Source organism: Alcanivorax sediminis (assembly GCF_009601165.1).
Taxonomy (GTDB): Bacteria; Pseudomonadota; Gammaproteobacteria; order Pseudomonadales; family Alcanivoracaceae; genus Alcanivorax; species Alcanivorax sediminis.
This window is the reverse complement of record NZ_WIRE01000001.1, coordinates 2,525,767-2,548,662: the sequence shown is the minus strand read 5'-3', so window position 1 is coordinate 2,548,662 and position 22,896 is coordinate 2,525,767. Positions and strand designations below refer to the sequence as shown.

The window sequence follows — 22,896 nt, the reverse complement described above, 5'->3', positions numbered from 1 at the left end:
GGCTGGGACCCGCTTTCTATGTACCAGAGCTGGTCTGGTAACAACCACTCAATAACAAGTCTAGATCTGATCGAGGATCTTGTTAAAGGTAGCGCTGGGGCGCATGGCCGCTGAGGCCTTGTCAAAGTCCGGGTTGTAGTAACCACCGATATCGACAGGCGAGCCTTGCACAGCAACCATTTCCTTGACGATTTTGTCTTCGTTTTCAGTCAAGGCCGCTGCGACAGGGGTGAACTGGGCTTTCAGCTCGGCATCATCGTCCTGTGCAGCTAGGGCCTGGGCCCAGTACATGGCCACATAGAAATGGCTGACCCGGTTATCCGGCTCGCCGACCTTGCGGGAAGGCGACTTGTTTTGCTCCAGATACTGCTCATTGGCCCTGTCCAGGGCGGCAGCAATCACCTTAGCCTTCTTGTTGCCAAACTTTTCACCCAGCTCCTCGATGGAAACAGACAACGCGAGGAATTCCCCCAGGGAGTCCCAACGCAGGTGGTTCTCTTCGAGGAACTGCTGAACGTGCTTGGGTGCAGAACCGCCGGCACCTGTCTCATAAAGACCACCGCCAGCCATCAACGGTACGATGGACAGCATCTTGGCGCTGGTGCCCAGTTCCAGAATCGGAAACAGGTCAGTCAGGTAGTCGCGTAGTACGTTACCGGTAACGGAGATGGTGTCCTTTCCACGGATCATGCGCTCCATGGTATAACGGATCGCCTGAACCGGGGACATGATGCGGATATCGAGGCCGCTAGTGTCATGGTCCTTGAGGTACTCACGAACCTTGATGATCAACTGGGCATCGTGGGCCCTTTCCTTGTCGAGCCAGAAAATGGCCGGGGTATTGCTCAGACGGGCGCGGGTTACCGCCAACTTGACCCAGTCACGAATCGGCAGGTCCTTGGCCTGGCACATACGCCAGATATCACCCTCTTCCACTTCGTGGGTCAGCAGGATTTCACCATCTTCACGGACAACCCGCATAGTGCCTGCATCTTTCATCTCGAAGGTTTTATCGTGAGAGCCGTACTCTTCAGCTTTCTGGGCCATCAGCCCCACATTGGGTACAGAGCCGCAAGTGACCGGATCGAACGCTCCGTGGGTCTTGCAGAAGTTGACGACTTCCTGGTAGATGGTGGCGTAGGTGCTTTCCGGAATGACCGCTTTAGTATCTTTGAGCTTGCCATCTGCGCCGTACATCTTGCCGCCTTGACGGATCATGGCTGGCATGGACGCGTCCACAATGACATCCGAAGGCACATGCAGATTGGAGATGCCGCGATCGGAATCCACCATGGCCAGTTCCGGCCGGTGCAGATAGCACGCACGGATCGTGGATTCAATTTCCAGACGCTGGGAAATCGGCAGCTCTTCAATCTTCTGGTAGATGTTGCTCAACCCGTTGTTCGGGTTGGCGCCAATCTGTTCCAGAATATCGCCGTGCTTTTCAAACAGCTCCCTGTAGAAGCAGCGCACAGCGTGGCCGAACACGATGGGATGAGATACCTTCATCATGGTGGCTTTCACATGCAGGGAGAACAGGATGCCAGTGTTTTTGGCATCTTCAATCTGCTTGTCGAAAAAATCGCACAACGCTTTCTTGCTCATGTACATGGCATCGATGACTTCGCCATCGAGGAGCGGGAAATCGGGCTTCTTGACCGTCACATTGCCATTGGCATCCACAAACTCGATGCGGACAGTGCAGCCCTTCTCTATCGTGGTAGAGGTTTCATGAGAGAAAAAGTCACCGCCACGCATATGGGCCACATGGGTTCGTGACGCCGGGCTCCAGTAACCCATGCTGTGAGGGTTCTTGCGGGCATAGTTCTTAACCGCAATGGGGGCTCGGCGGTCTGAATTCCCTTCACGAATAACCGGGTTTACGGCAGACCCAAGCACCTTGGCATAACGTGCCTGTACGTCTTCTTCTTTCTCGTTGTGGGGCTCGTCCGGGTATTCAGGAACCTTGTAGCCATGGGCATTCAGTTCCGCAATCGCCGCCCTGAGCTGGGGGATGGAGGCACTGATATTGGGGAGTTTGATGAGATTGGCTTCCGGATCCTGAGTAAGTTCCGCAAGCTCTGAAAGGGTATCATTAACGCGTTGGGCTTCTGATAAATACTCAGGAAAGCTGGCGAGAATGCGTGCAGCCAGTGAAATGTCGCTGCTTTCAACTTCAATCCCTGCGCTTGAAGTGAACTTCTCAATAATTGGCAAGAAGGAATAGGTCGCCAGCGCGGGCGCCTCGTCAGTCATGGTGTAAATAATTTTTGGCGTGGTCATCGAAATATAGGTCCCAATTGTATTGGCAGTCTTTCCCACCTGACATGAGTCGGCTTTTGGCCGTCAGATCAGCGGGTCTAAACAGGAACTCCCTCCTGAGTAAAACCGTTCGGTATGCGCTGGCGAGTATAGCACCGACCGTTTAGCCTTGTTAGCGTAGCTGGGCGGTGATACGACCCATTTTATCAATCGAATCCATCAGGATTGTCATTCCCCATGGCGAAATTGATTTTGCTCAACAAACCCTTTCAGGTTCTCTCCCAGTTTCAGGATGATCAGGGTCGCCGCACACTCCGTGAATTCATTCCGGTTCCAGGGGTCTATCCCGCTGGCCGTCTTGACTGGGATTCTGAGGGCCTGCTTTTGCTGACCGATAACGGCAGTCTTCAAGCGAGAATCAGCAGTCCACGTTTTCATCTTCCCAAGACCTACCTGGTCCAGGTGGAGGGCACACCTGGGCGGCAGGATCTGCAAAAATTACGCCAGGGTATCACCCTCAAGGATGGCCCCACCCGGCCGGCCATTGTTGAGCAGATTGGCGAGCCCGCACTGTGGTCACGCAATCCGCCAGTTCGTCGCCGTAAAACCGTAGCCGATAGCTGGTTAAAACTCACCATAGACGAAGGTCGCAACCGACAGGTCAGGCGCATGACAGCCGCCATCGGCTACCCCACCCTGCGTCTGGTGCGGTGGCAAATTGGTGACTGGACCCTGGACGGCTTGTCACCGGGAGAGTGGCGCGCTACCGAGGTTCATGCCCCTGCGTCTCAGCCAACCAGGCGGCGGCGGCAAGAACGTCGCTCTCGCGGGCCTCGACCCAGTGCCACTGGCCGTCGATGAGCTCCTTCTTCCAGAATGGTGCGCGGGTTTTCAGCACGTCCATGATATAGGCACAAGCGTCGAAGGCCGCCTGACGATGCTCGGCACTCACGGCCACCTGAACGATTTCGTCACCCTGAGTCATGGTCCCAACCCTGTGCACCACCCAGGCACCATTAAGGTGCCATCGTGCAGCAGAATGTTCAACGATGGTGCCAAGCAGGCGCTCCGTCATCCCCGGGTAATGCTCCAGATGCAGTGCCTCTACCCGCCCCTTTTCATCCCTTACGTGCCCGGAAAACTGGACAATGGCGCCGCTGAGCCCCTGATCGTGCAACCAGGCCTGGGCAGCGGCCCGCTCCAGCGGATCTTCCTGAATCGCAATATGAACCTTCATCCCCCGGTCACCGGCGGGAATAATGCGATCACGTCACCATCCCCGATGTCGGCATCCTCACTGGCCAGGACTTCATTGACCGCCACCATGCGGCAAGGGGTGGCGGCAAAGGCTTTCGCCAGATCTGGATCGCTTTGCTCAAGCCAGCTGACCAGCTCCGAGACTGTCGTGACCCCATCTGGCAGATTCACTTCCATTGAATCCCGACCCGCTCGCTCCCTCAGGGCCGCGAACAAACGCACCTGAATCATTGCACTACCCTTTTCCTGATTCTGTGGACTCGGCATCACGACGATAATGGCCGCTTCTGCCCCCTGCCTTCTCAAGCAGGCAGACCGTTTCAATTACCATGCCGCGATCGACTGCCTTGCACATGTCATAAAGTGTCAAAGCCGCCACCGAAGCACCGGTGAGTGCCTCCATTTCCACGCCCGTGGTGCCGCTAAGCTTGCAGAGCACCTCAATACGCAGCGTATCGTCACCTTCTGGCTCAATGCTTACGTTGATCCTGGTTAGCAGCAAGGGATGGCACAGCGGTATCAGGTCCCAGGTCTTTTTGGCGGCCTGAATACCCGCAATCCGGGCAGTGGCCAACACATCACCCTTGGGATGTCGCTGATCCAGAATCATCGCCAGCGTTTGTGGCTGCATGCGTACGCGGGCTTGTGCCACCGCCGTGCGCTGGGTAACGGCCTTCTCTGTCACATCCACCATCTGCGCCTGCCCGCGGTCATCCAGATGGGTAAAGCGATCCTCAGACATCCTCACTCCCGGCCTGTTGTCGAAGCGCATGCTGCGCTACCATTCCCGCCTTTCCCATACCATCGTGCCTGAATCTCTTTTTCCGGGCACCCGTATTGGCAGAATTACTATGAACAGCTTCGAGCCGCACATTACTGTGGCCTGCGTGGTGGAACAAGACGGTCGCTTTCTCTTTGTACGTGAAATGAGCAAAGGCCAGGAAGTGATCAACCAGCCGGCGGGCCATGCTGAATTCGGGGAGACCCTGGTGCAGGCCGCCTACCGGGAGACCCTCGAGGAAACGGCATGGCAGGTCGAAATTACCGATCTGTTGGGCTGGTACATCTTCCAGCCCCACAAGGGAGGCGGGGTTTACTATCGGACCTGCTTCGTTGCCCGCCCGATCAGCCATGATCCTCGCCAGAAACTGGATACCGGTATTCTGGAAGCGGTTTGGCTGACACCGGATGAGCTACGTGCCCAGCGTGACCAGCATCGCAGTGCCCTGGTGGAGCGCTGTCTGGACGACTATTTGTCCGGTCGCCGCCTGCCCCTGGACGCCATTTATCAGCACCCCTGGCCGCTGCAGCGCGGCTGAAGTGATAGGCAAAAAATGAAGAAAGCGCCTCAAGATACCCGCGTTATTGTTGGCATGTCCGGCGGTGTGGACTCCTCGGTGGCCGCAGCCCGCCTGATCGATGCCGGCTATCAGGTCGAAGGCCTGTTCATGAAGAACTGGAACGAAGACGACGGCACTGAGTACTGCACCGCCCGCGAAGACCTGCTGGATGCCATGCAGGTGGCCGGTGTGCTGGGTATTGAACTGCACACAGCCAATTTTGCAGCGGAGTACTGGGATCGGGTGTTTGAGCATTTCCTGGAAGAATACCGTGCCGGGCGCACCCCCAATCCGGACATCCTCTGCAACAAGGAAATCAAGTTTCAGGCGTTTCTGGATCACGCTATCACGCTGGGTGCCGACTTCATCGCCACAGGTCACTATGCTCAGGTCGATCACAACGGCCCGGCCAAATTGGTGCGTGCCGTGGATACCAACAAGGATCAGACCTATTTCCTGCACGCGGTGGATTACCGCAAGTTCGACCAGACGTTATTCCCGCTGGGGGACCTGGAAAAGCCGGAAGTGCGCCGAATCGCAGAAGAAAAAGGCTTCGCCAATCACAAGAAGAAGGACTCCACCGGGATCTGCTTTATCGGTGAGCGACGCTTCAAGGATTTCCTAGAGCAATATCTACCAGCACAGCCCGGAAAGATCGAGGATGAGAACGGCAAGGTGATCGGCGACCATGATGGCCTGATGTACTACACCCTTGGTCAACGCCAGGGGCTGGGTATCGGTGGCCGCCCCGATGCCAGCGAAGCCCCCTGGTATGTGGCGGGCAAGGACCTGGAGCGTAATGTCCTGCTTGCCGTACAGGGCACCGATCACCCGCTGCTTTACAGCCGTGAATTGACCAGTGCGCCCATGCAGTGGGTCGCCCTGGAATCGCCAGCACTACCGGCACGGCTCACAGCCAAGACTCGCTATCGCCAGCCTGATCAGGCCTGCACTGTCAGCGATGCCGGCAATGGCCGTGTTCACGTTGTTTTCGATGAACCTCAGCGGGCAGTCACGCCGGGGCAATCCCTGGTGCTTTACGATGGTCCGATCTGCCTGGGTGGCGCTCCCATCCAGGAAACCTGGTAATCAGCGAAGGAAGCCGCATGAGCGAGCGTTTTACCCATGAGCAACAGCAGGTTCTGGCGCTGGCTGCCGTGTTTCAGGCAGCCCAGCTTGGTGATGACATCGCCGTTCGCGGGGACTGCGATCCTCGCGCGCTAAGAGCACTGATTGAGGGCGTCATGGCGCTGGATGCGGACAGCTTCGACAGCATCTACCCGCAGCCAGAACAGCTTCGCGAAGGGCTTGCGCTGCTGGAGCTGAGCCTCAATCGCAAAAGTGGCGGGGCCTCCTTGAGGCCCCTCAACTATGGCCTTGCCTTGCTGCATCTGGCGGCCAAACTGGCCAAGAATGCGGACACCACGAACATTCTTCGCCACCGGTTGATGGCCCTCAACGGCCAGCTGGCCCACTTCAATGACCTGGCGGAGGAGGCGTTCTGCCATCGCCTGGCCAGTATTTATGTGGATACCCTTGGTACCTTCCGTTTCCGGATTCAGGTCAAAGGCGACCCCTCTCACCTGCAGGATGAGGACAAGGCAGCCAAGATTCGCACCCTCTTTCTGACGGGCGTTCGCGCTGCCTTTCTCTGGCAGCAGCTTGGCGGCAAGCGCTGGCACCTGCTGTTCAAGCGAAAGCAGATTCTCGCCACCCTGGAATCCATTAACATCAATTAGTTAAAGCGCACTCCTAAAGTTGAATGTGCACCACTGGATGAGCCGGAGTGCAGCGGAGGTAACCGCCGAAGGGACGAGCCGGGGGAGGTGGCGAGTTTCGAGAAACGAGTTTCGAAGATCAGAACCCTCCCCCTCCTCCTCCCCCGCCTTTCGCTACTCGTAACTCGAAGCACGAAACTCGTAACTTGCCCCCTATCAAACACCTTCAACGACCCGATTTCGCCAGCCACGCTGCCGGGCGCGGCAAGGTTCAATCAAACACGCAACCCCGCCCTTTTTGCTGTATCATTGCGCCGCTTTGAAACCTTACTTGGATGATTTCGGGAGCCTGACACATGTCCAGCCTGAACACGCTTACCGCCATTTCACCGGTCGACGGCCGCTATGCCGGCAAGGTCGATGCCCTGCGTAACACCACCAGTGAATACGGTCTGATCCGCTTCCGCGTGCATGTGGAAGTGAGCTGGCTGGAACAACTTGCTCATGACAAGAACATCCCTGAAGTCCCTCTGATGAGCGGTCAGGCGGCCTGGCACCTGCGCGGTATTACCCGCGATTTCGAAGCCAAGCACGCTGAGCGCATCAAGGAGATCGAAGCCACCACCAATCACGACGTGAAAGCGGTGGAATACTTCATCAAGGAGCAGATGGCCGAGCACAAGGAACTGACCGGCATGAGCGAATTTGTGCATTTCGCCTGCACCAGCGAGGACATCAACAACCTGTCCTACTCCTTGATGCTGAAAGAGGCTCGCGAGATCCTGCTGCCGAAGATGGACCAGGTGATCAGCGCTATTCGTCGTCAGGCGCATAGTCTGGCAGATCAGCCCATGCTGTCACGCACTCATGGTCAGTCCGCCTCCCCGACCACTGTGGGCAAGGAAATGGCCAATGTGGTGGCACGTCTGCAGCGTCAGCGTGACCAGTTTGCTGCCGTCGAACTGCTCGGCAAGATCAATGGCGCCGTGGGTAACTACAACGCCCACCTTTCCGCCTACCCGGATGTGGACTGGGAAGCCTTTGCCCGCCGCTTTGTTGAGAGCCTGGGTCTGACCTTCAACCCCTTCACTACGCAGATTGAGCCGCACGACTGTGTCGCGGAGTACTTCCACGCGCTGATGCGCTTCAATACCATCCTGCTCGACTTTGACCGTGATGTTTGGGGTTATATTTCCCTGGGTTACTTCAAGCAGAAGACCGTGGAGGGCGAAGTCGGCTCTTCCACCATGCCGCACAAGGTCAACCCCATCGACTTCGAGAACTCCGAGGGCAATCTGGGTCTGGCCAATGCCATTATGGACCACCTGGCAGCCAAACTGCCGGTCTCCCGCTGGCAGCGTGACCTGACTGACTCCACCGTACTGAGAAATGTCGGGGTCGGCCTGGCTCACAGCCTGATCGCCTTCGAGGCCAGCCTGAAAGGCATCGGCAAGCTGGAAGTCAACCCGTCACGACTGGACGCTGACCTGGAAGCCGCCTGGGAAGTGCTGGCCGAGCCCATTCAGACCGTGATGCGTCGCTACGGTATCGAGAAGCCCTACGAAAAGCTGAAGGCGCTCACCCGCGGCAAGGATGGCATCAACCAGGAAACCCTGACCGTGTTCATCAATGAGCTGGCGATTCCTGACGAAGCCAAAGAATTGCTACTGGCCATGACCCCCGCAAGCTATGTGGGTAATGCCGCCGCCCAGGCCCGTAATATCTAAGGCTGTTTGCCCCGTGGCGCCCTGCGCCACGGGAGCCAATCCGGACAATCCCATGCCCTCATCTCTTCCTGATTTCGCCCTGCCCATGCCGGCAGAAGATTTCCTGCGCGATTACTGGCAGAAAAAACCTCTGTTTATGCCCGCTGCCGCCAGCGGGCTGGACAGCCCTGATGCCGATACCCTGGCAGGGCTGGCACTGGAAGATGGTGTCGAAGCGCGCATCATCCAGGGGGCGGGAAATGGCCCCTGGAAACTGCTGCAAGGGCCACTGGAAGAATCGGTTTTCGAGGGGCTGGGTGAAGAGAACTGGACCCTGCTGGTCCAGTCCGTTGATCACTTCCTGACAGAAACCTCACTGCTGCTGGATTGCTTCAATTTCCTGCCGAACTGGCGCCTTGAAGACATCATGATGAGCTATGCCACCCAAGGTGGCAGTGTGGGAGCGCACTTTGATCGCTATGATGTATTCCTGATCCAGGCCAGCGGCACCCGACGATGGCAGATCGGCGATGTCTGTGATGACCACAGTCCTCGCCTGCCCCACCCGGATCTCAAGCTACTGTCTGACATGACCGTTCGCGAGGAGTTTATTGCCCAGCCAGGCGATGTGCTCTATCTCCCCCCCGGTGTGGCCCACCATGGCGTGGCGGAAGACAGCGACTGCATCACCTGGTCGGTGGGCTTCAGGGCCCCGGATTACCAGATGCTGATGGCTGAAATTGCCGGTGAGTGCCTTGCTGAGGCTGACAGTGTGCTGTTCAGCGATCCGCAACGGACGGTCGTGAGCAACCCGGCAGTACTCTCTGATACAGACCGGCAGCAACTGGTGCGCGGCGCTCTTGATCTGCTGACGCCGGAAGCCATTGAAAACGCAGTTTATCGCTGGCTCTCAACCCCTCGGCAGGACGGCCTTGAATTTGCGGTTGATGACCACCATATTCGCTTGCGCGATGCACAGATTGCGCTGGTCCGTCATGGCAGTACCCGCCTGTTGATGCAGGGAAACCGGGTATGGCTGAACGGGGAAGCGCACTCACTTACAGAACAACAACGTCCGTTGGTGCAGCTTCTGGCTAGCCAACGTCGCTTTACCCATAACGAGCTGGAAGCGGTCATGACAGAAGCCGCCCAGGAATTGCTACATGACTGGATTGAACAGGGCTATTTCGCCCCGCTATAACGAGACCCCCATGGCTATCAGCATCATCGAAACCCGCTGGGAAGAACATGAAACAGCACTGCGTGCGCTGCGCCAGAGAGTGTTCATCGACGAGCAGCACGTACCTGAAGAACTGGAATGGGATGGCGAGGACCAGGACGCCATTCACTTTCTGGCCATGGATGCAGAGCAGAAACCCGTGGGCTGCATACGATTGCTGCCCACCGGGCAAATCAGCCGCCTTTGCGTGCTGTCTGAGCAACGTAACAATGGTGTTGGCAGCTCCCTGCTGGTAGCCGCTGAGGAAGCGGCCCGGGCCAAGGGCATGGAAGAGATCTTCCTGCACGCACAAACCCATGCCACCAGCTTCTACGAAGCAGCCGGTTTCTCAGTATCCGGCGGCATCTTCATGGATGCGAACATCCCCCACCGCCAGATGTTCAAGCCGCTGCTCTGAATCGCATGCCTCTCGCGATTGGCACAGACGACACCCTGCAATCCCTGTCTCGCAGCGAGGCCAGCCAGGCGCTGGCCTCGCTGGTGGCAGCCTGTAGTCGCTCCCTGTGGATTCGTGTCCCGCTACTCGATGAGCTGACTGCCGACAGTGAGGTATGTGAAGCCATCAAGACCATGGCCATCAGCAGCGAACGCATCGATATCCGCATTCTGTTCGATGACCATGACAACGCCATTCGCGACGGTCATCGAATTGTCCATCTTGCCCGCCGCCTACCCTCCCGGCTGCAACTTCGACAGACTCAGCAGGACGACCGCGACGCCCAGGCGTGCCACGCAATTGGCGACGGTACCGGCTTGTTTGAAGCTAAAGGATGGCCACGCCCCGACCGCGTTCATCTGTGCGGCCATCGACTCCCCCGTGCCCCCCGGCTGGCACGTGACTTTCGTGAACACTGGGAGCGCGCCGGCGGCAATCCGGAACTGAGGGAACTACGGCTTTAGAGGCCGACTGTGGCAGCATTGAAGCTTACAGCTTCGCGATAAGCTGCCAGTTCACCTGTCCGCTGGCCTGATACTTCTCTTCAAAATCTGTCATTGGCACCCCTTCGCCTGCCAGCGGTTGAATGACGGCCTGGCAATGACTCAACGCCAGTGTCGCTCTCACCTCTTCCAGGTAAACCCGCCAATTACTGCGCAGCTCCAGCTCTCCCCCCAGCGCCAGCACGGCTGGCCATACAGGATGACCATGCCAGCGTCGCTTCAGGTGGGCGCTTTTGGGCCAGGGGTTCGGGTAGAGAATCTGGTGTCGTGCCAGCTGCCAGCCTGCCTCCACCATCAGGCGCCACAGCCCAGCGCAGTCGCTGCGCACCAGCAACAGGTTGTCCGGCAGTGGCGCAAAGCGCCGTTCCGCTTTCGAAAGTCGATCTGCTGACTGATCCACCCCGATCACCAGCGCATCAGGGTGGGACTGTGCCAGGCGCACCGAAGAACGGCCAGTACCGCAGCCGCTATCCAGCATGAGCGGAAGATCTGGACCATGCGCCTGACGCCATCTACACGCTTGGTCGAAGGCCTCACAATCAAAGTCTGCTACTGGCGCAAGCCATGGGCTGGCCAGGTGCCGGCGCACCACCTTTTCAAGGTCCGCATGGACGCCATCCTGGTTGGACTGGACCTCTCGGCTATTGGCAAACATCAGTAACATTCTCTCATGGTGAACCTGGCGGCTATTATGCCTGTCAGAACAGGGAGATGCAGGCTAGAGTCAGGGAATAATCGCTGCCTGCAAGGTATTGAGAAAACAGGAACCCCATGAGACGGATACTTGCTCTGTTACTGCTTGCCATCGCTGTGCCGCTGTGGGCTCAGGACATGAGCCTGCATGTCATTTCGCGCCCGGATGCTCAGGCCCTGGTTCCGGTGATTGACCCGCTCCTGCCGGACGGCGCTACCGTCAATGCTTACCAGGGTAAACTGATCATTCGCACCACCCCACAAAACTTTAATGAAGTGCAGTCTGTGCTTGGTGAGTTGAACAGCAAGCCCAAGGCGGTGACGGTTTTTCTCCGACGTACGAGTAACACACGCGGCCAGCAATCAGGTGCAGGCATCCAGGTGACCCAGCGGTCCTTTTATGGGACTAACTCGACTCACGACCCGGCAAGCAAAGCGCGCATCCATGCGGAGCAACGACAGGTACAGCGCTCAAGACAAAGCGATTATCAGATCAGAACGCTGAGTGGCTATCCTGCCGGAATCAACATGGGCACCCTGCTCGCATTAACTGGAGGCGACAACAGCGCCTATCTCCATACGCTTGAACGCGGCATTGAAGTGACACCCCAGGTGAATATGGACGGCAGCGTCACCCTTCAGATCCAGCAACGATATGATCAACCCGGCGGCCCCGGGATAGCTCACACCCAGCACAGCGCTTCTACCCTTCGCCTTGAGCCCGGCCAGTGGCAACAAATGGGTAGCATCAATACGGTGACCCAGAACAACCAGCGCGGAATTGGACGCTATCAGACCGCCCGGCAGACAGTGACGTTGCCGATTGAGGTGATGGTTCAAATCAGTGAATAGCTGCGCGAGCAGCGGTTGTCAGGCTCTACAACGCAAGAGGCCGCGCCCAATGACTGGGCGCGGCCTCTTTGCTTTCAGGCAACCAACGACGCGCGAGCACGCCGCTGTTAACTATTTACTGTTAACTGCTCACTTGCCTGCTTTCAGCTCTCTACGACGACGGTGCAGAACTGGCTCGGTATAGCCGCTCGGCTGGGAGCAACCTTCGAATACCAGTTCAACGGCAGCCTGGAAGGCCACAGAACCATCGAAATCCTTCGCCATGGGGGTGTACAGGGGATCGTTGGCGTTCTGACGATCTACCACATCCGCCATGCGCTTCAGGGTTTCCATCACCTGGTCTTTATTGGTGATGCCGTGGTGCAACCAGTTGGTCACGTGCTGGCTGGAGATACGCAGGGTGGCACGGTCTTCCATCAGGCCCACATCATTGATGTCCGGCACCTTGGAACAGCCCACGCCCTGGTCGATCCAGCGCACCATATAACCCAGGATGCCCTGCGCGTTGTTGTCCAGCTCCTGCTGGATTTCCTCGGCGGACAGTTCGCGATCCAGCAATGGCAGGGTCAGAATGTCGTCCAGAGAGGCACGGGCACGGCTGGCCAGTTTGGCCTGCACTTCCGCCACGTTCACTTCGTGATAGTGAGTCACGTGCAGGGTAGCGGCAGTCGGGGACGGTACCCAGGCACAGTTGGCGCCCGCGTTCGGGTGACCGGCCTTGTTGGCCATCATCTGCGCCATTTCGTCCGGCATGGCCCACATGCCCTTACCAATCTGGGCGTGACCCGGCAGGCCGCATTCCAGACCGATATCCACGTTCCAGTCTTCGTAGGCCTTGATCCAGGCCATGCCTTTCATGTCGCCCTTGCGAGCGAAAGGACCGGCTTCCATGGAGGTGTGCATTTCATCACCGGTACGGTCAAGGAAACCGGTGTTGATGAAGATGACGCGATCCTTGGCCTGACGGATACACTCCTTCAGGTTCACGGTGGTGCGACGCTCTTCATCCATGATGCCGATCTTGAGGGTCTTGTCGGCCAGGCCCAGCGCCTTTTCAACACGACCAAACAGCTCGACTGCAAAGGCCACTTCTTCCGGGCCATGCATCTTCGGCTTCACGATGTATACGGAACCCGTGCGGCTGTTGCTCAGCTTGTTGATCTTCTTCAGGTCGTGCATGGCGGCCAGCACAGTCACCATGCCGTCCATGATGCCTTCCGGGGTTTCCTCACCGTTCATGAGAATAGCCGGATTGGTCATCAGGTGACCTACGTTACGCACCAGCAGCAGGGAGCGGCCGTGCAGGGTCAGGGTGGAGCCGTCCAGGGCGGTGTACTCACGATCACCGTTCATGGAACGGGTCATGGTCTTGCCGCCCTTCTCGAAGCTTTCCTGCAGGTCACCCTTCATCAGGCCAGCCCAGTTGCGGTACACCTCAACCTTGTCTTCAGCGTCTACCGCAGCGACGGAGTCTTCGCAGTCCTGAATGGTCGTGATGGCAGATTCCAGCAGCACGTCTTTCATGTTGGCTGCGTCATCTGCACCAATCGGGTGGCTGGCGTCGAACTGAATTTCAGCGTGCAGGTTGTTGTGCTTGACCAGAACACCGGTCGGTGCGCTGGCGTCGCCCAGGTAACCCTGAAGCTGAGACTCGTCCTTCAGGCCGGTCTTCTCGGCACCCAGGGATACAACCAGCTTGCCATCAACGATGGCGTAGCCAGTGCTGTCCTTGTGGGAGCCTGTGGCCAGCGGGAAGTAGTTATCCAGGAAGTCACGAGCCCAGGCGATAACCTTGGCACCACGCTTCGGGTTGTAGGCACCGCCTTTCTCAGCCCCACCTTCATCGGAGATTACGTCTGTGCCGTACAGGGCATCGTACAGGCTACCCCAGCGCGCATTAGCCGCGTTCAGGGCAAAACGAGCGTTCTTCACCGGTACCACCAGCTGCGGGCCGGCAATGGTGGCAATTTCCGTGTCCACATTCTCTGTGGTCACTTTGAAGTCTTCGCCCTCTGGCAGCAGGTAACCAATCTCGGTCAGGAACTGCTTGTATTCAGCCATGTCGATGGCCTGGCCCTTGCGAGCCTTGTACCACTCATCCAGCTGTGCCTGAATCGCTTCACGCTTTTCCAGCAACGCCTTGTTCTTCGGCGCCAGGTCTTTGAGGATGGCTTCCAGCTCGGCCCAGAAGTGTTCCGGGTCTACGCCGGTACCCGGCGCAATCTCATTGACTACCAGATCATGGAGTTCGGCAGCGATTTCGAGGCTACCCTTCTGAATACGATCGGTCATGGTGCTCTACCCTTCTGGTCAGAGAAGTCTTCAGTAAATCGGTGTTTACCATGCACCGGCAAAAAACCGGTTTGTCCGGCCTGCAAGGCTAAGCAGGCCGGTTAACCACAGCAAACCCGGGAAGTGCGACTGCAGCAAGACGGCCCAGACAGGCCACTCGCGAAAAAAACGGTGGCTATTCTAGCCGAAACGCCGCAGCGAATCATGTTTAGTGACAAAAATTAGCGTGACTGTGTGGTTTTTGATCAACCGAATAGATTGACCACATCAAGCCTGTGTGCGTTCTCCGCACCACGCTGCTGGCCCTGCTCAAGATTTTCGAAATCAAAGAGACGGGTATCCGCCAGCTGGGAGGGGGCAATATTCTGCACTGCAGCGAAGATATTCTCGATACGGCCTGGCTGTTCACGGTCCCATTTCTGCAGCATTTCCTTGATCACCTGACGCTGCAGGTTCTCCTGTGAGCCGCACAGGTTGCAGGGAATGATGGGAAAGTCCTTGAACCCGGAGAACTCGATAATATCCTTCTCGCGGCAATACGCTAGCGGACGGATGACGATATTGCGGTTGTCATCACTGCGCAGTTTCGGGGGCATGGCCTTCATCTTGCCGCCATAGAACATATTCAGAAAAAGCGTTTCGACAATATCATCCCGGTGGTGACCAAGCGCGATCTTGGTAGCACCAATCTCTTCCGCGAAACCATATAAGCTGCCCCGGCGCAGACGCGAACACAGGCCACAGGTGGTTTTACCCTCCGGCACCTTCTCCTTGACGATGGAATAGGTGTCCTTCTCCAGAATGTGGTACGCCACCCCTTCCTTTTCCAGGTATTCAGGCAGGATGTGCTCAGGGAAGCCCGGCTGCTTCTGATCCAGGTTGACCGCCACCAGCTCGAAGTTCACGGGCGCGGAGTGCTGCAGGTTCCGCAGGATCTCCAGCATGGTGTAGGAGTCCTTACCGCCTGACAGGCACACCATGACCTTGTCGCCCTCGCTGATCATGTTGAAGTCGGCAATGGCTCGCCCCACTTCCCGCCGCAGCTTTTTCTGCAGCTTGTTGAAGCGGGTTGTCTTTTTGGCTTCCGGGCTGTCGGACATCAGGTGACCTTCATTTTGCGGATCAATCGGCGGTACAGTGCAGGCCACCAGCGCTTCAGGTAAACAGCGGCCTTTTCACGGCCGGCGATAATAACCTGATCGCTGCCCTGCTGCACGGCCTTGAGCAACCGTTCAGCACATTCATCCGCTGACATGCCCGCCTCCTGCGCATCATCCATGCGGCCCTGGGCAGAACCATCTCCGGTCAACGCATTCAAAGATACCTGGGTACGAATGAAGCCAGGCATGACCAGGGTTACACGGATGCCATTGTCATATTCTTCCGCTCGCAGCGACTCAAAGAAACCATGGAGGGCATGCTTGCTGGCACTGTATGCGCTACGTAGCGGTGTAGGCAGCTCACCCACCAGGGAAGTAACCACCACGAAACGCCCCGCCCGATTTTCGCGAAACCAGGGGAGCACGGCCTTGGTCAGGGCCACGGTGCCAAAGAAATTGACCTCCATGATGCGCCGATCCACAGACAGGTCAGTATCCGCGACCAGAGACCGCTGGGAAATGCCACCGTTGTGGATGACCAGATCAAGCTGGCCGAATCTGGATCGTACAGCTTCAACTGCAGCCGGCATGGCATCGCTGTCACTGAGGTCCAGCGGCAAGATCAGATGATCTTCAGCGTTCACCAGCCCTTCCCGGACACGGCTCAGTTCTGCCTCGCGACGTGCAGAAAGCACCAGCCTTGCCCCGCGACGGGCAAAGGATTTAGCAACGGCTTCGCCGATGCCTGATGATGCGCCGGTGATCCAGACCACGTTACCAGCCAGACTCTTGGACATGCGAAAGTCTCCATGCGTGAAGGTACCGCAGAGAGTAATGGCGAGAGCGTTAAAATCAAAGGGTTACTGCATCAACCGCAGGAACAGCCGCCCTGAGAGAGCCTACCTGCAAGCGCTGGTCGCAAGCAGGCACGCTCAGATGGGGAAATGCGCTTATTTCAGCTCTTTCGAGGAGAGGCCGAGCAGGTGTCTGGCCACAATGAGTTGCTGGATCTGCTGGGTACCCTCAAAGATATCGATAATCTTGGAATCCCGGGCGAGCTTTTCCAGAAGTGTGCGCTCGGAGTAACCAAGTTCACCACACAGGGCCACGCACTTGAGTGTCACCTCATTGCCCATCCGGCCAGCCTTGGCCTTGCACATGGATGCCTCCCTGGAATTAGGCTGGCCATTGTCCGCCATCCAGGCAGCCTTGAGGGTCATCAGGCGCGCCGCTTCGAGATCCGCCTCAAGCCGGTACAGCTCCAGTTCACGGGCAGAGGAATTATAAGGAAGTTTCGAGAAGTCAGCCACAACTCCCTCTTTTTCATATATTTCTTTCGTTATTTCGAGCGCAGCTCGAGCCACGCCTAGCGCCATGGCCGCCACCTGTGGGCGGGTATTGTCGAACGTCTGCATCACGCCGCCAAAAGCCTTCTTGCGTGCCTCCTCACTGTCGGCGATGTCGGCGGAACCGAGGATGTGGTCCTTGGGAATACGACATTCATTCAACGAAAGCGCCGCAGTATCAGAGACCCGCAAGCCCATTTTGTCCTCCACACGTACCAGGGACATCCCGGGGTTATCGCGGGGCACGATAAATGACTTGATGGCGGCTTTGCCCATTTTCTTGTCCAGGGTGGCCCACACCACAACTGCATCGCAGCGCTGGCCGCCGGTGCAGTAGATTTTTTCGCCGTTCAATACCCATTCGTTGCCATCAAGGCGAGCGGAAGTACTGATGGCAGCAGAATCTGAGCCTGCACCCGGCTCAGTAATCGCCATGGCACAGTAGAGCTTGCCGTACTTTTCTTTTTGCTCAGGGGTACCCACGGCCATCACTGCGGCATTGCCAAGGCCACTACCCGGAATGGACAGCATCAAGCCAACGTCCCCCCAGCACATGGCTTCAACCCCCATGATGCCCATCATGTTGGCGCCGTTGCGGATCTCATCGGAGGCATCAGCCTTACCCTTGGGGCCACGTCCCATGGAGGCCATCATCTGAGCGACCGGTTTGAGTTCTTCAGGTGTTTCACAATGCTCAATGGCGTCGTACTTGCGCGAGATTGGCCGAAATACACCGCTGGCCAGTTGCTGAGCCATCTGCTGGACCTGCACCAGCTTCTGAGGAAGTTCCAGATTGATCATCGTGCTCTCCTTAAACCATCAGGCTGCCATGTAACACAGCGATGCTGCGCAGATTGCGGTACCACATTTCCAGGGGGTAATCGCGAACAAAACCGGCCCCACCAAACAACTGCACGCCATTAGTGCCAATAGCCATGGCTTTCTCCATACACTGCAACTGGGCCAGATACGCTTCGCGATAGAAAGAGAGGCCCTGCTCTGCCCTGCTGGCGGCTCTCAGCATCATCAAGCGCATACCCTCAATCTCGATTGCCATATCCGCCACCATGAACGCCACGGATTGGCGCCAGGCGATGGGCTCGCCAAACGCTTTTCGCTCTTTCACATAAGGGATGGCGTAATCCAGCACCGCCTGGCAGCAGCCTACCGCCAGGGCGCACTGGCCGATCCACGAGAGCGCCAGTAGCCGCTGAAGATCAAAGTTGGGTAACTGGTGTTCGGCAGGCACGCTCACCTGATCCAGCACGAGGGTACTTAGCTCCGCGCTTCTCAAACCCATGGTTGCTTCAGGTGAGATGGTGAGCCCCTGTGTATCCGACGGTACGATGAATGCCCCTGGACCGTTCGCTGTGTCGGCAATCACCAGAAACCACCGGCAAGATTGTCCCGCAGGCACCAGGCTCTTGGTACCAGAAAGCAGGATCTGACCGCCGGATTGTTCAGCTCGCGTCTGCAGCTCAGACGGCTCAAAAGTAGCCCGGGGCTCGACCAGAGCGACGGCGGCCCCCTGCCATTGCTCAGCAGCCAGGTCGGGAAGCCATTGCTCCTGCTGCTCCTCACTCCCGAAGTCCATCAAGGCGTTGACCGCTGCCATGGGCTGAAGTGCTGCCAGCGTCACGGACATATCGCCACTGGCGAGGTCTTCAGCGGCAAGTGCGTTGGAAAGAGGTGAGCGTGGCAAGCCTACGCCCCCCAGCGCCTCCGGTACCGGCATCAATGACAGACCAAAATCATGAATGGCGGATACCAGTTCAACAGGCAGGCAGGCGCTGTCGTCAGCCTGACGAGCTGCCGGGGCCAGCGAGCCCCTGACAAAACGCTGCATGTTTTCGCGGGTGATTCTCTGCTCTTCATTAAGCGTGAGATCAAAAAGGTCTGTGGACATGGCTTCCTCTTGCTGAAAGATGTCGCCCTGCGGCGAACCGTGATCACTCAAGTCTTAAGCGGCACAACCAATCAAACATCTGTTTGAAAGCTGCCTTATCGTGCACAAATCTATACACCCTGTCACCCCCATAACCGTGACTGAATTAACTAAAGCCGATAAGGTAGAATCAAAACGCCACACCACAATAACGACCAAGGCAGATAGGCATTCGTGTTTACCCTGATTCCTGAGGACCCGCCAGACCGCGCTGTACGCATCCGACGACAGTTGATGGCGATCTATTCCTATTGCCTGCTCTGGTTTGGCACTTTTGTGGGTGTGGAACTCACTGCTTTTGACCCTGCCACCCCACATATCACCATTTTCACCTTGCTGTTTTGCGTGAATGTGGTCTTTTACATCTTGCTGCGTACAGGCCTCAGTGAACGATTCAAGGACCCGAGCCTTACTGTGCTGCAGATGATCACCGGGATCCTGGCCGTTACTGCGGTGTTGTATTACTCCCGCGAGCTTCGCGGCGCCATGTTGAGCATCTACTTGATGATCATGACGTTTGGGGTGATATCTCTGGATCGGCGCCAGTTACTGCGAATGGCAATCTTCATTCAATCCTGCTTCAGCCTGCTGCTAATCGGTGAAGGTATGCTGGTCCCACAGCAGGTGATTTTTTCCTATCAGCTTGGTCACTGGTTCATTCTTGCCCTGGTACTCGGTTCTTTCGTTTATGTGGGGGGCTATATCCATAATTTGCAAAGTCGTGTGCGGGAGCAGCGCGAGCATCTGAGGGAGGCCCATGACCGGCTTGCCGCCATTGCCATTCGTGATGATTTGACGGGTCTGTATAACCGGCGCTATTTCATGGGGCGACTTGAAGAGGAAATGTCACTGGCTTCGCGCAGTGGCTCCAGCCTGCATCTTGCCATTATCGATCTGGACCATTTCAAACAAGTCAACGATACCTACGGACACCCTGCTGGCGATGAAGTCATTCGGCGGTTCAGTGCTATTGCCAGCATTGGGCTGCGCCGCTCCGATATCCTCGCCCGATATGGGGGCGAAGAATTTGTGGTGCTGTTTCCCCATGTTTCTACCATCGCCTGTGTCTCGGCTCTGGACAGGCTGCGTGAAGAATTCGCCGCGCAGAAATACCCCTTTGCTGACGAACTGCGCAATACCTTCTCCGCCGGTATTGTTCAGTATCAGCACAACGAAACCGTCCAGGATTTCTCCCGCCGTGCCGATCAGGCGCTGTATCAGGCCAAGGCCAATGGAAGAAATTGCGTGGTGAAGGGCTGACGGACGTCTTCGGAACCAGTACCCTGCCGACCATCAGCCGTTACGTTTGCCCGCTGGAGGGCCCCATGTCGGAAATCACCAATCCCAGTCTGAAAAACACAGTGCGCAACCACTTCAACTCTCTCGGCGAAGAAGCGCCTACCTGGACTGAAATCCACGGCCTGCTTTGTGCACTGGCCGTGGGCCCGGCGTCAGACGTGAATTATGCTGAAATGCTGGAGCTCGACGTTCCCGAAGAGGTCGCCACGGCACTTGAAAAGCTTCGTCAACGGCTGGTCACCCAGCTGCTCGCGGGCGATGCGATTAACTTGCCCTGTCTGCTGGATCCTTACCAGGAAGAGGATGGTCAGGATCTTGCCAGCTGGTGTGCCGGCTTCATGAGCGGGGTGTTTGAACATGAAGAGAGCTGGTACGAGGAAAAGGAAGAGCAAACGGTAGAGTTGATGCTGCCCTTTATTCTGATCTCTGGGCTGGACGATGATGAAGCGCTGGATGCTATTTGGGAAAACACTCAGGTAGTTCGCCAGATGGCGTTGAGCATCCCTGATCTGCTGGAGGAGTTCTTCCTGCTGTACCACGGCCCGGAATCCAGCGACGACGCCGAATAGCCTACTGCCCTGATTGTCCTGCCATGGTAAGACAATCAGGGAATGATTCAGTTATCCGGGCTGAGGGACAGGTGACTGATATCTGGTACTTTGATGTCTTCCTGCTTCTTTTTCTGCCCCAGATCTTCCCCAACCCCAGCCATGGAAAGATGACTGACGTCCGGAGCTGGCGGAGGGGGAGCATGCTCGCTGTTATCCATATCCTCCCCCACATCCGCCACACTGAAGGCACCGGAAAACCCGGTACCCCCCGTACGAATAGTACCCACGGTTTCCAGATCGCCAGTGCTTTGCTCCTGGGCTGGTGCAGCGGAAGCGCTTCCCGGCGATGAAGCCACTTGCTCCTCTGGCTTTGCCGCAACCGGTTCGGCTGCCGACTCTGCCATCTCACCCTCAAGCGGCTTGAGAACACACTCCGCTCCGGCCTGCTTGAGTGCCGCCCGGAACTTCATGGCCGTCGCCTGATCGGCATCCTTCTTCAGTACAACGGGCTGCCCCGAGAACAACTTTTCAACGCGGGCAGCATCCATCTTGAACAGCCGCCCCAGGTTCGCCTTGACGGTGTCCGGGTCAGCCCCTTTCACCAGCTGACCGGCAAACACAACATGGAAACGCGCATCGCTCATCACGGATTCCTTTATCTGATCTGCGCCGGGGCGAGCCCCCGGACACAGTACTGTTATTAATGTTAACTCATTTGGCTGGCCGAAAATTCCGCCAGGGCCAAAATGGTCCGTGAAGGATTCAGCCCAAGAGACTTCGGCACCATGGCACCATCAATCACGAACAGATTGGGATAGTTGAACACTTCGCCGCGGTAATCCACAACACCCTGTTCAACGGTATCGGCCATGTTGCAGCCACCTAGCGGATGCGGAGTAACCAGGTCCTTGAACAACGACCAGGTCGCAGGCGTGGTGGGATCACCGCCGGTGGCCTTGGTCAGTGCCAGGTGACGATCGGCGAGACCCTGCACCGCCTTTTCCGCCTTGCGGTAGTCCCAATCCAGCTTCAGTGTGGTTTTCTTCCAGGGCCAATACCAGCGCCTGCCGAGATAAAAGCGACCACCGGGCTCATCCATGGCCTGACCAAACCAGGGCATGATGTTGGCAAACGGGTCACTTTTGTCGCCGTAGCGAAGCATGGCGTCGCCGAGCCGGGTGCGCGCTATGATGGAGCTCTTGCCCATGCCCTCCAGCCAGTTCCCCAACACGTCTGGAATACCGCCATCCTCAACGAAATACCGCGCACCACCGTCGCTGCCATCCAGATAATCAATGGCACTGGAGATGGTAGGCCCACGAGTCGGGGAAATCAGCCGGTCTTCATAACTGGCCGGGGTGGCGAAATCACCATTACAGGTCCAGTTATCACCCAGGCGCGAGCTGAGCTTGGGCAAGGTTCGGTATTGATCCCGACAGCGCAACAACAGCTCGGTAGAACCCACCGAGCCTGCCGCCACTATCACTTTATCGGCTCGAAATACCTGCCAGCACTGGCCATCCAGGTCACGTGCCCGCACTTCATAGCCGCCTCCCGCCAGCGGCAAGATGGTGCGAACGTGATGCAGGGGGCGAATCTCGGCCCCTGCGGTTTCCGCAGCCGCCAGATAATTCAGATCCAGGGTGTTCTTGGCCTGCACGGGACAGCCCAGGTCGCAGTTTCCACAGTGGGTACAGGTCCCCTGCTGCTTGCCCTGAGCATTTACCCAGCTCTTGCTGTGCTTGTAATCATAGGGATCGGCATCCATGTCACTGGACCAATCCGGATTGAAAGTTACGGCCTGGTCCACCATGCGGAAACGATGGCCATCACCCAGCGCTTCTGCCGCTTCCTTCATCAGTTTGGTTCGCGGTGTCCATTGATTGTCCGGCAGGGTCTGCACGTTCATCATCACACCGGCTGCATCGTAATGAGGCTTCAACGTCTGGTAGCTGATGGCTTCAGGCCAGCCGGCATCAAACGTTTCCGGGGTCGCCTCAATGCTCACATTGGCGTAGATCAGTGAACCACCGCCGACCCCTGCGCCCATGGCAACGCTCATATCCCCGAAGTAACGGAAATCGATCCAGCCATTCTGTTTTTCTGGCTCTCCTTCATCCCATAACCAGTTTTTCTGGCTGACGGAGGGATAATCAGACGGCAGCCAGCGACGGCCACGCTCCAGAACAATCACCTTGCTTCCCTTCTCTGCGAGTCGACATGCCATGACGGAGCCGCCAAAGCCACTGCCAATCACAAGGACATCCACTTTTTCCATGATTTCCCCAGATTTTTATTGTTGCCGGCTCGATGACTGGCCGGCGCTTCTAATCATCGAATTGCACTATAAAATCTG

The 22,896-nt window shown here is 57.2% G+C and carries 23 protein-coding genes; 11 read left to right on the top strand and 12 right to left on the bottom strand.

The genetic code is table 11. From position 1 onward, the window contains the following. Positions 1 to 60: 60 nt before the first annotated feature. A complete protein-coding gene (locus GFN93_RS11595; protein ID WP_153501239.1) occupies positions 61 to 2,283 on the bottom strand; it encodes an NADP-dependent isocitrate dehydrogenase in 2,223 nt (740 codons plus the stop codon). A gap of 216 nt (positions 2,284 to 2,499) precedes the next feature. On the opposite strand from GFN93_RS11595, the gene GFN93_RS11590 reads away from it, so the two are divergent. Then, positions 2,500 to 3,123 carry a pseudouridine synthase gene (locus tag GFN93_RS11590; RefSeq protein WP_153501238.1) on the top strand — a complete coding sequence of 208 codons (624 nt, stop codon included), beginning with the start codon at positions 2,500 to 2,502 and terminating at the stop codon, positions 3,121 to 3,123. Here the strand turns inward: GFN93_RS11590 and GFN93_RS11585 are convergent. The 3 genes from GFN93_RS11585 to moaC are packed head-to-tail and all read right to left on the bottom strand — an operon-like array spanning position 3,026 to position 4,261. Further along, the gene (locus GFN93_RS11585; RefSeq protein ID WP_153501237.1) at positions 3,026 to 3,499 is read right to left on the bottom strand and encodes a molybdenum cofactor biosynthesis protein MoaE; all 474 of its coding nucleotides are present in this window, start codon (positions 3,497 to 3,499) and stop codon (positions 3,026 to 3,028) included. The two genes, GFN93_RS11590 and GFN93_RS11585, sit on opposite strands and share 98 nt — an antisense overlap. Further along, the gene (moaD, locus tag GFN93_RS11580; RefSeq protein ID WP_153501236.1) at positions 3,496 to 3,750 is read right to left on the bottom strand and encodes a molybdopterin converting factor subunit 1; all 255 of its coding nucleotides are present in this window, start codon (positions 3,748 to 3,750) and stop codon (positions 3,496 to 3,498) included. The genes GFN93_RS11585 and moaD overlap by 4 nt, the downstream gene beginning before the upstream one ends. A 4-nt stretch (positions 3,751 to 3,754) precedes the next feature. Beyond that, positions 3,755 to 4,261 carry a cyclic pyranopterin monophosphate synthase MoaC gene (moaC, locus tag GFN93_RS11575; RefSeq protein ID WP_153501235.1) on the bottom strand — a complete coding sequence of 169 codons (507 nt, stop codon included), beginning with the start codon at positions 4,259 to 4,261 and terminating at the stop codon, positions 3,755 to 3,757. A gap of 109 nt (positions 4,262 to 4,370) precedes the next feature. On the opposite strand from moaC, the gene GFN93_RS11570 reads away from it, so the two are divergent. From GFN93_RS11570 to GFN93_RS11540, 7 genes are all read left to right on the top strand, one after another. Beyond that, on the top strand, positions 4,371 to 4,838 hold the full coding sequence (locus tag GFN93_RS11570) for an NUDIX hydrolase (protein WP_153501234.1): 468 nt from the start codon (positions 4,371 to 4,373) through the stop codon (positions 4,836 to 4,838). Between the two features lie 15 nt (positions 4,839 to 4,853). Further along, positions 4,854 to 5,948, top strand: coding sequence for a tRNA 2-thiouridine(34) synthase MnmA (gene mnmA, locus GFN93_RS11565; RefSeq protein ID WP_153501233.1), 1,095 nt, complete (start codon positions 4,854 to 4,856; stop codon positions 5,946 to 5,948). A 17-nt stretch (positions 5,949 to 5,965) separates the two neighbouring features. Next, positions 5,966 to 6,598: a high frequency lysogenization protein HflD gene (gene hflD / locus GFN93_RS11560; RefSeq protein ID WP_153501232.1), complete on the top strand. Its 633-nt coding sequence runs from the start codon at positions 5,966 to 5,968 to the stop codon at positions 6,596 to 6,598. A 335-nt stretch (positions 6,599 to 6,933) separates the two neighbouring features. Continuing rightward, on the top strand, positions 6,934 to 8,304 hold the full coding sequence (gene purB, locus GFN93_RS11555; protein WP_153501231.1) for an adenylosuccinate lyase: 1,371 nt from the start codon (positions 6,934 to 6,936) through the stop codon (positions 8,302 to 8,304). A 52-nt stretch (positions 8,305 to 8,356) separates the two neighbouring features. Beyond that, positions 8,357 to 9,484, top strand: coding sequence for a JmjC domain-containing protein (locus GFN93_RS11550; protein WP_153501230.1), 1,128 nt, complete (start codon positions 8,357 to 8,359; stop codon positions 9,482 to 9,484). A 10-nt stretch (positions 9,485 to 9,494) separates the two neighbouring features. Continuing rightward, positions 9,495 to 9,920 carry a GNAT family N-acetyltransferase gene (locus GFN93_RS11545; RefSeq protein ID WP_153501974.1) on the top strand — a complete coding sequence of 142 codons (426 nt, stop codon included), beginning with the start codon at positions 9,495 to 9,497 and terminating at the stop codon, positions 9,918 to 9,920. 5 nt (positions 9,921 to 9,925) lie between these two features. Further along, positions 9,926 to 10,423: a DUF7931 domain-containing protein gene (locus tag GFN93_RS11540; RefSeq protein ID WP_153501229.1), complete on the top strand. Its 498-nt coding sequence runs from the start codon at positions 9,926 to 9,928 to the stop codon at positions 10,421 to 10,423. Between the two features lie 25 nt (positions 10,424 to 10,448). Here the strand turns inward: GFN93_RS11540 and trmB are convergent, their stop codons facing one another. Continuing rightward, on the bottom strand, positions 10,449 to 11,117 hold the full coding sequence (gene trmB / locus GFN93_RS11535; protein WP_153501228.1) for a tRNA (guanine(46)-N(7))-methyltransferase TrmB: 669 nt from the start codon (positions 11,115 to 11,117) through the stop codon (positions 10,449 to 10,451). A gap of 116 nt (positions 11,118 to 11,233) precedes the next feature. Here trmB and GFN93_RS11530 point away from each other — a divergent pair, with 116 nt between their 5' ends. After that, positions 11,234 to 12,007: a hypothetical protein gene (locus GFN93_RS11530; RefSeq protein ID WP_153501227.1), complete on the top strand. Its 774-nt coding sequence runs from the start codon at positions 11,234 to 11,236 to the stop codon at positions 12,005 to 12,007. Positions 12,008 to 12,136: 129 nt separating this feature from the next. On the opposite strand, the gene GFN93_RS11525 is transcribed toward GFN93_RS11530, so the two are convergent. The 5 genes from GFN93_RS11525 to GFN93_RS11505 form a co-directional block, all read right to left on the bottom strand. Further along, a complete protein-coding gene (locus GFN93_RS11525) occupies positions 12,137 to 14,299 on the bottom strand; it encodes a malate synthase G (RefSeq protein ID WP_153501226.1) in 2,163 nt (720 codons plus the stop codon). A 245-nt stretch (positions 14,300 to 14,544) separates the two neighbouring features. Next, the gene (gene ttcA, locus GFN93_RS11520; protein ID WP_153501225.1) at positions 14,545 to 15,399 is read right to left on the bottom strand and encodes a tRNA 2-thiocytidine(32) synthetase TtcA; all 855 of its coding nucleotides are present in this window, start codon (positions 15,397 to 15,399) and stop codon (positions 14,545 to 14,547) included. Beyond that, positions 15,399 to 16,196 (bottom strand): SDR family oxidoreductase, encoded by a 798-nt coding sequence (locus tag GFN93_RS11515; protein WP_153501224.1) that lies wholly within the window; start codon positions 16,194 to 16,196, stop codon positions 15,399 to 15,401. Before GFN93_RS11515 ends, ttcA begins: the two co-directional genes overlap by 1 nt. A gap of 153 nt (positions 16,197 to 16,349) precedes the next feature. After that, a complete protein-coding gene (locus GFN93_RS11510) occupies positions 16,350 to 17,546 on the bottom strand; it encodes an acyl-CoA dehydrogenase family protein (RefSeq protein ID WP_153501223.1) in 1,197 nt (398 codons plus the stop codon). 10 nt (positions 17,547 to 17,556) lie between these two features. After that, entirely contained in the window at positions 17,557 to 18,651 is a 1,095-nt protein-coding gene (locus GFN93_RS11505; RefSeq protein WP_153501222.1) for an acyl-CoA dehydrogenase family protein, read from the bottom strand. Between the two features lie 213 nt (positions 18,652 to 18,864). Here GFN93_RS11505 and GFN93_RS11500 point away from each other — a divergent pair, with 213 nt between their 5' ends. Together GFN93_RS11500 and GFN93_RS11495 are read left to right on the top strand one after the other, a co-directional pair. Further along, on the top strand, positions 18,865 to 19,950 hold the full coding sequence (locus tag GFN93_RS11500) for a GGDEF domain-containing protein (protein WP_328594558.1): 1,086 nt from the start codon (positions 18,865 to 18,867) through the stop codon (positions 19,948 to 19,950). 65 nt (positions 19,951 to 20,015) lie between these two features. Beyond that, a complete protein-coding gene (locus GFN93_RS11495) occupies positions 20,016 to 20,558 on the top strand; it encodes a YecA/YgfB family protein (RefSeq protein ID WP_153501221.1) in 543 nt (180 codons plus the stop codon). Positions 20,559 to 20,605: 47 nt separating this feature from the next. On the opposite strand, the gene GFN93_RS11490 is transcribed toward GFN93_RS11495, so the two are convergent. Together GFN93_RS11490 and GFN93_RS11485 are read right to left on the bottom strand one after the other, a co-directional pair. Next, positions 20,606 to 21,184 (bottom strand): hypothetical protein, encoded by a 579-nt coding sequence (locus GFN93_RS11490; RefSeq protein ID WP_153501220.1) that lies wholly within the window; start codon positions 21,182 to 21,184, stop codon positions 20,606 to 20,608. 62 nt (positions 21,185 to 21,246) lie between these two features. Next, positions 21,247 to 22,818: a GMC family oxidoreductase N-terminal domain-containing protein gene (locus GFN93_RS11485; protein ID WP_153501219.1), complete on the bottom strand. Its 1,572-nt coding sequence runs from the start codon at positions 22,816 to 22,818 to the stop codon at positions 21,247 to 21,249. Positions 22,819 to 22,896 lie beyond the last annotated feature (78 nt).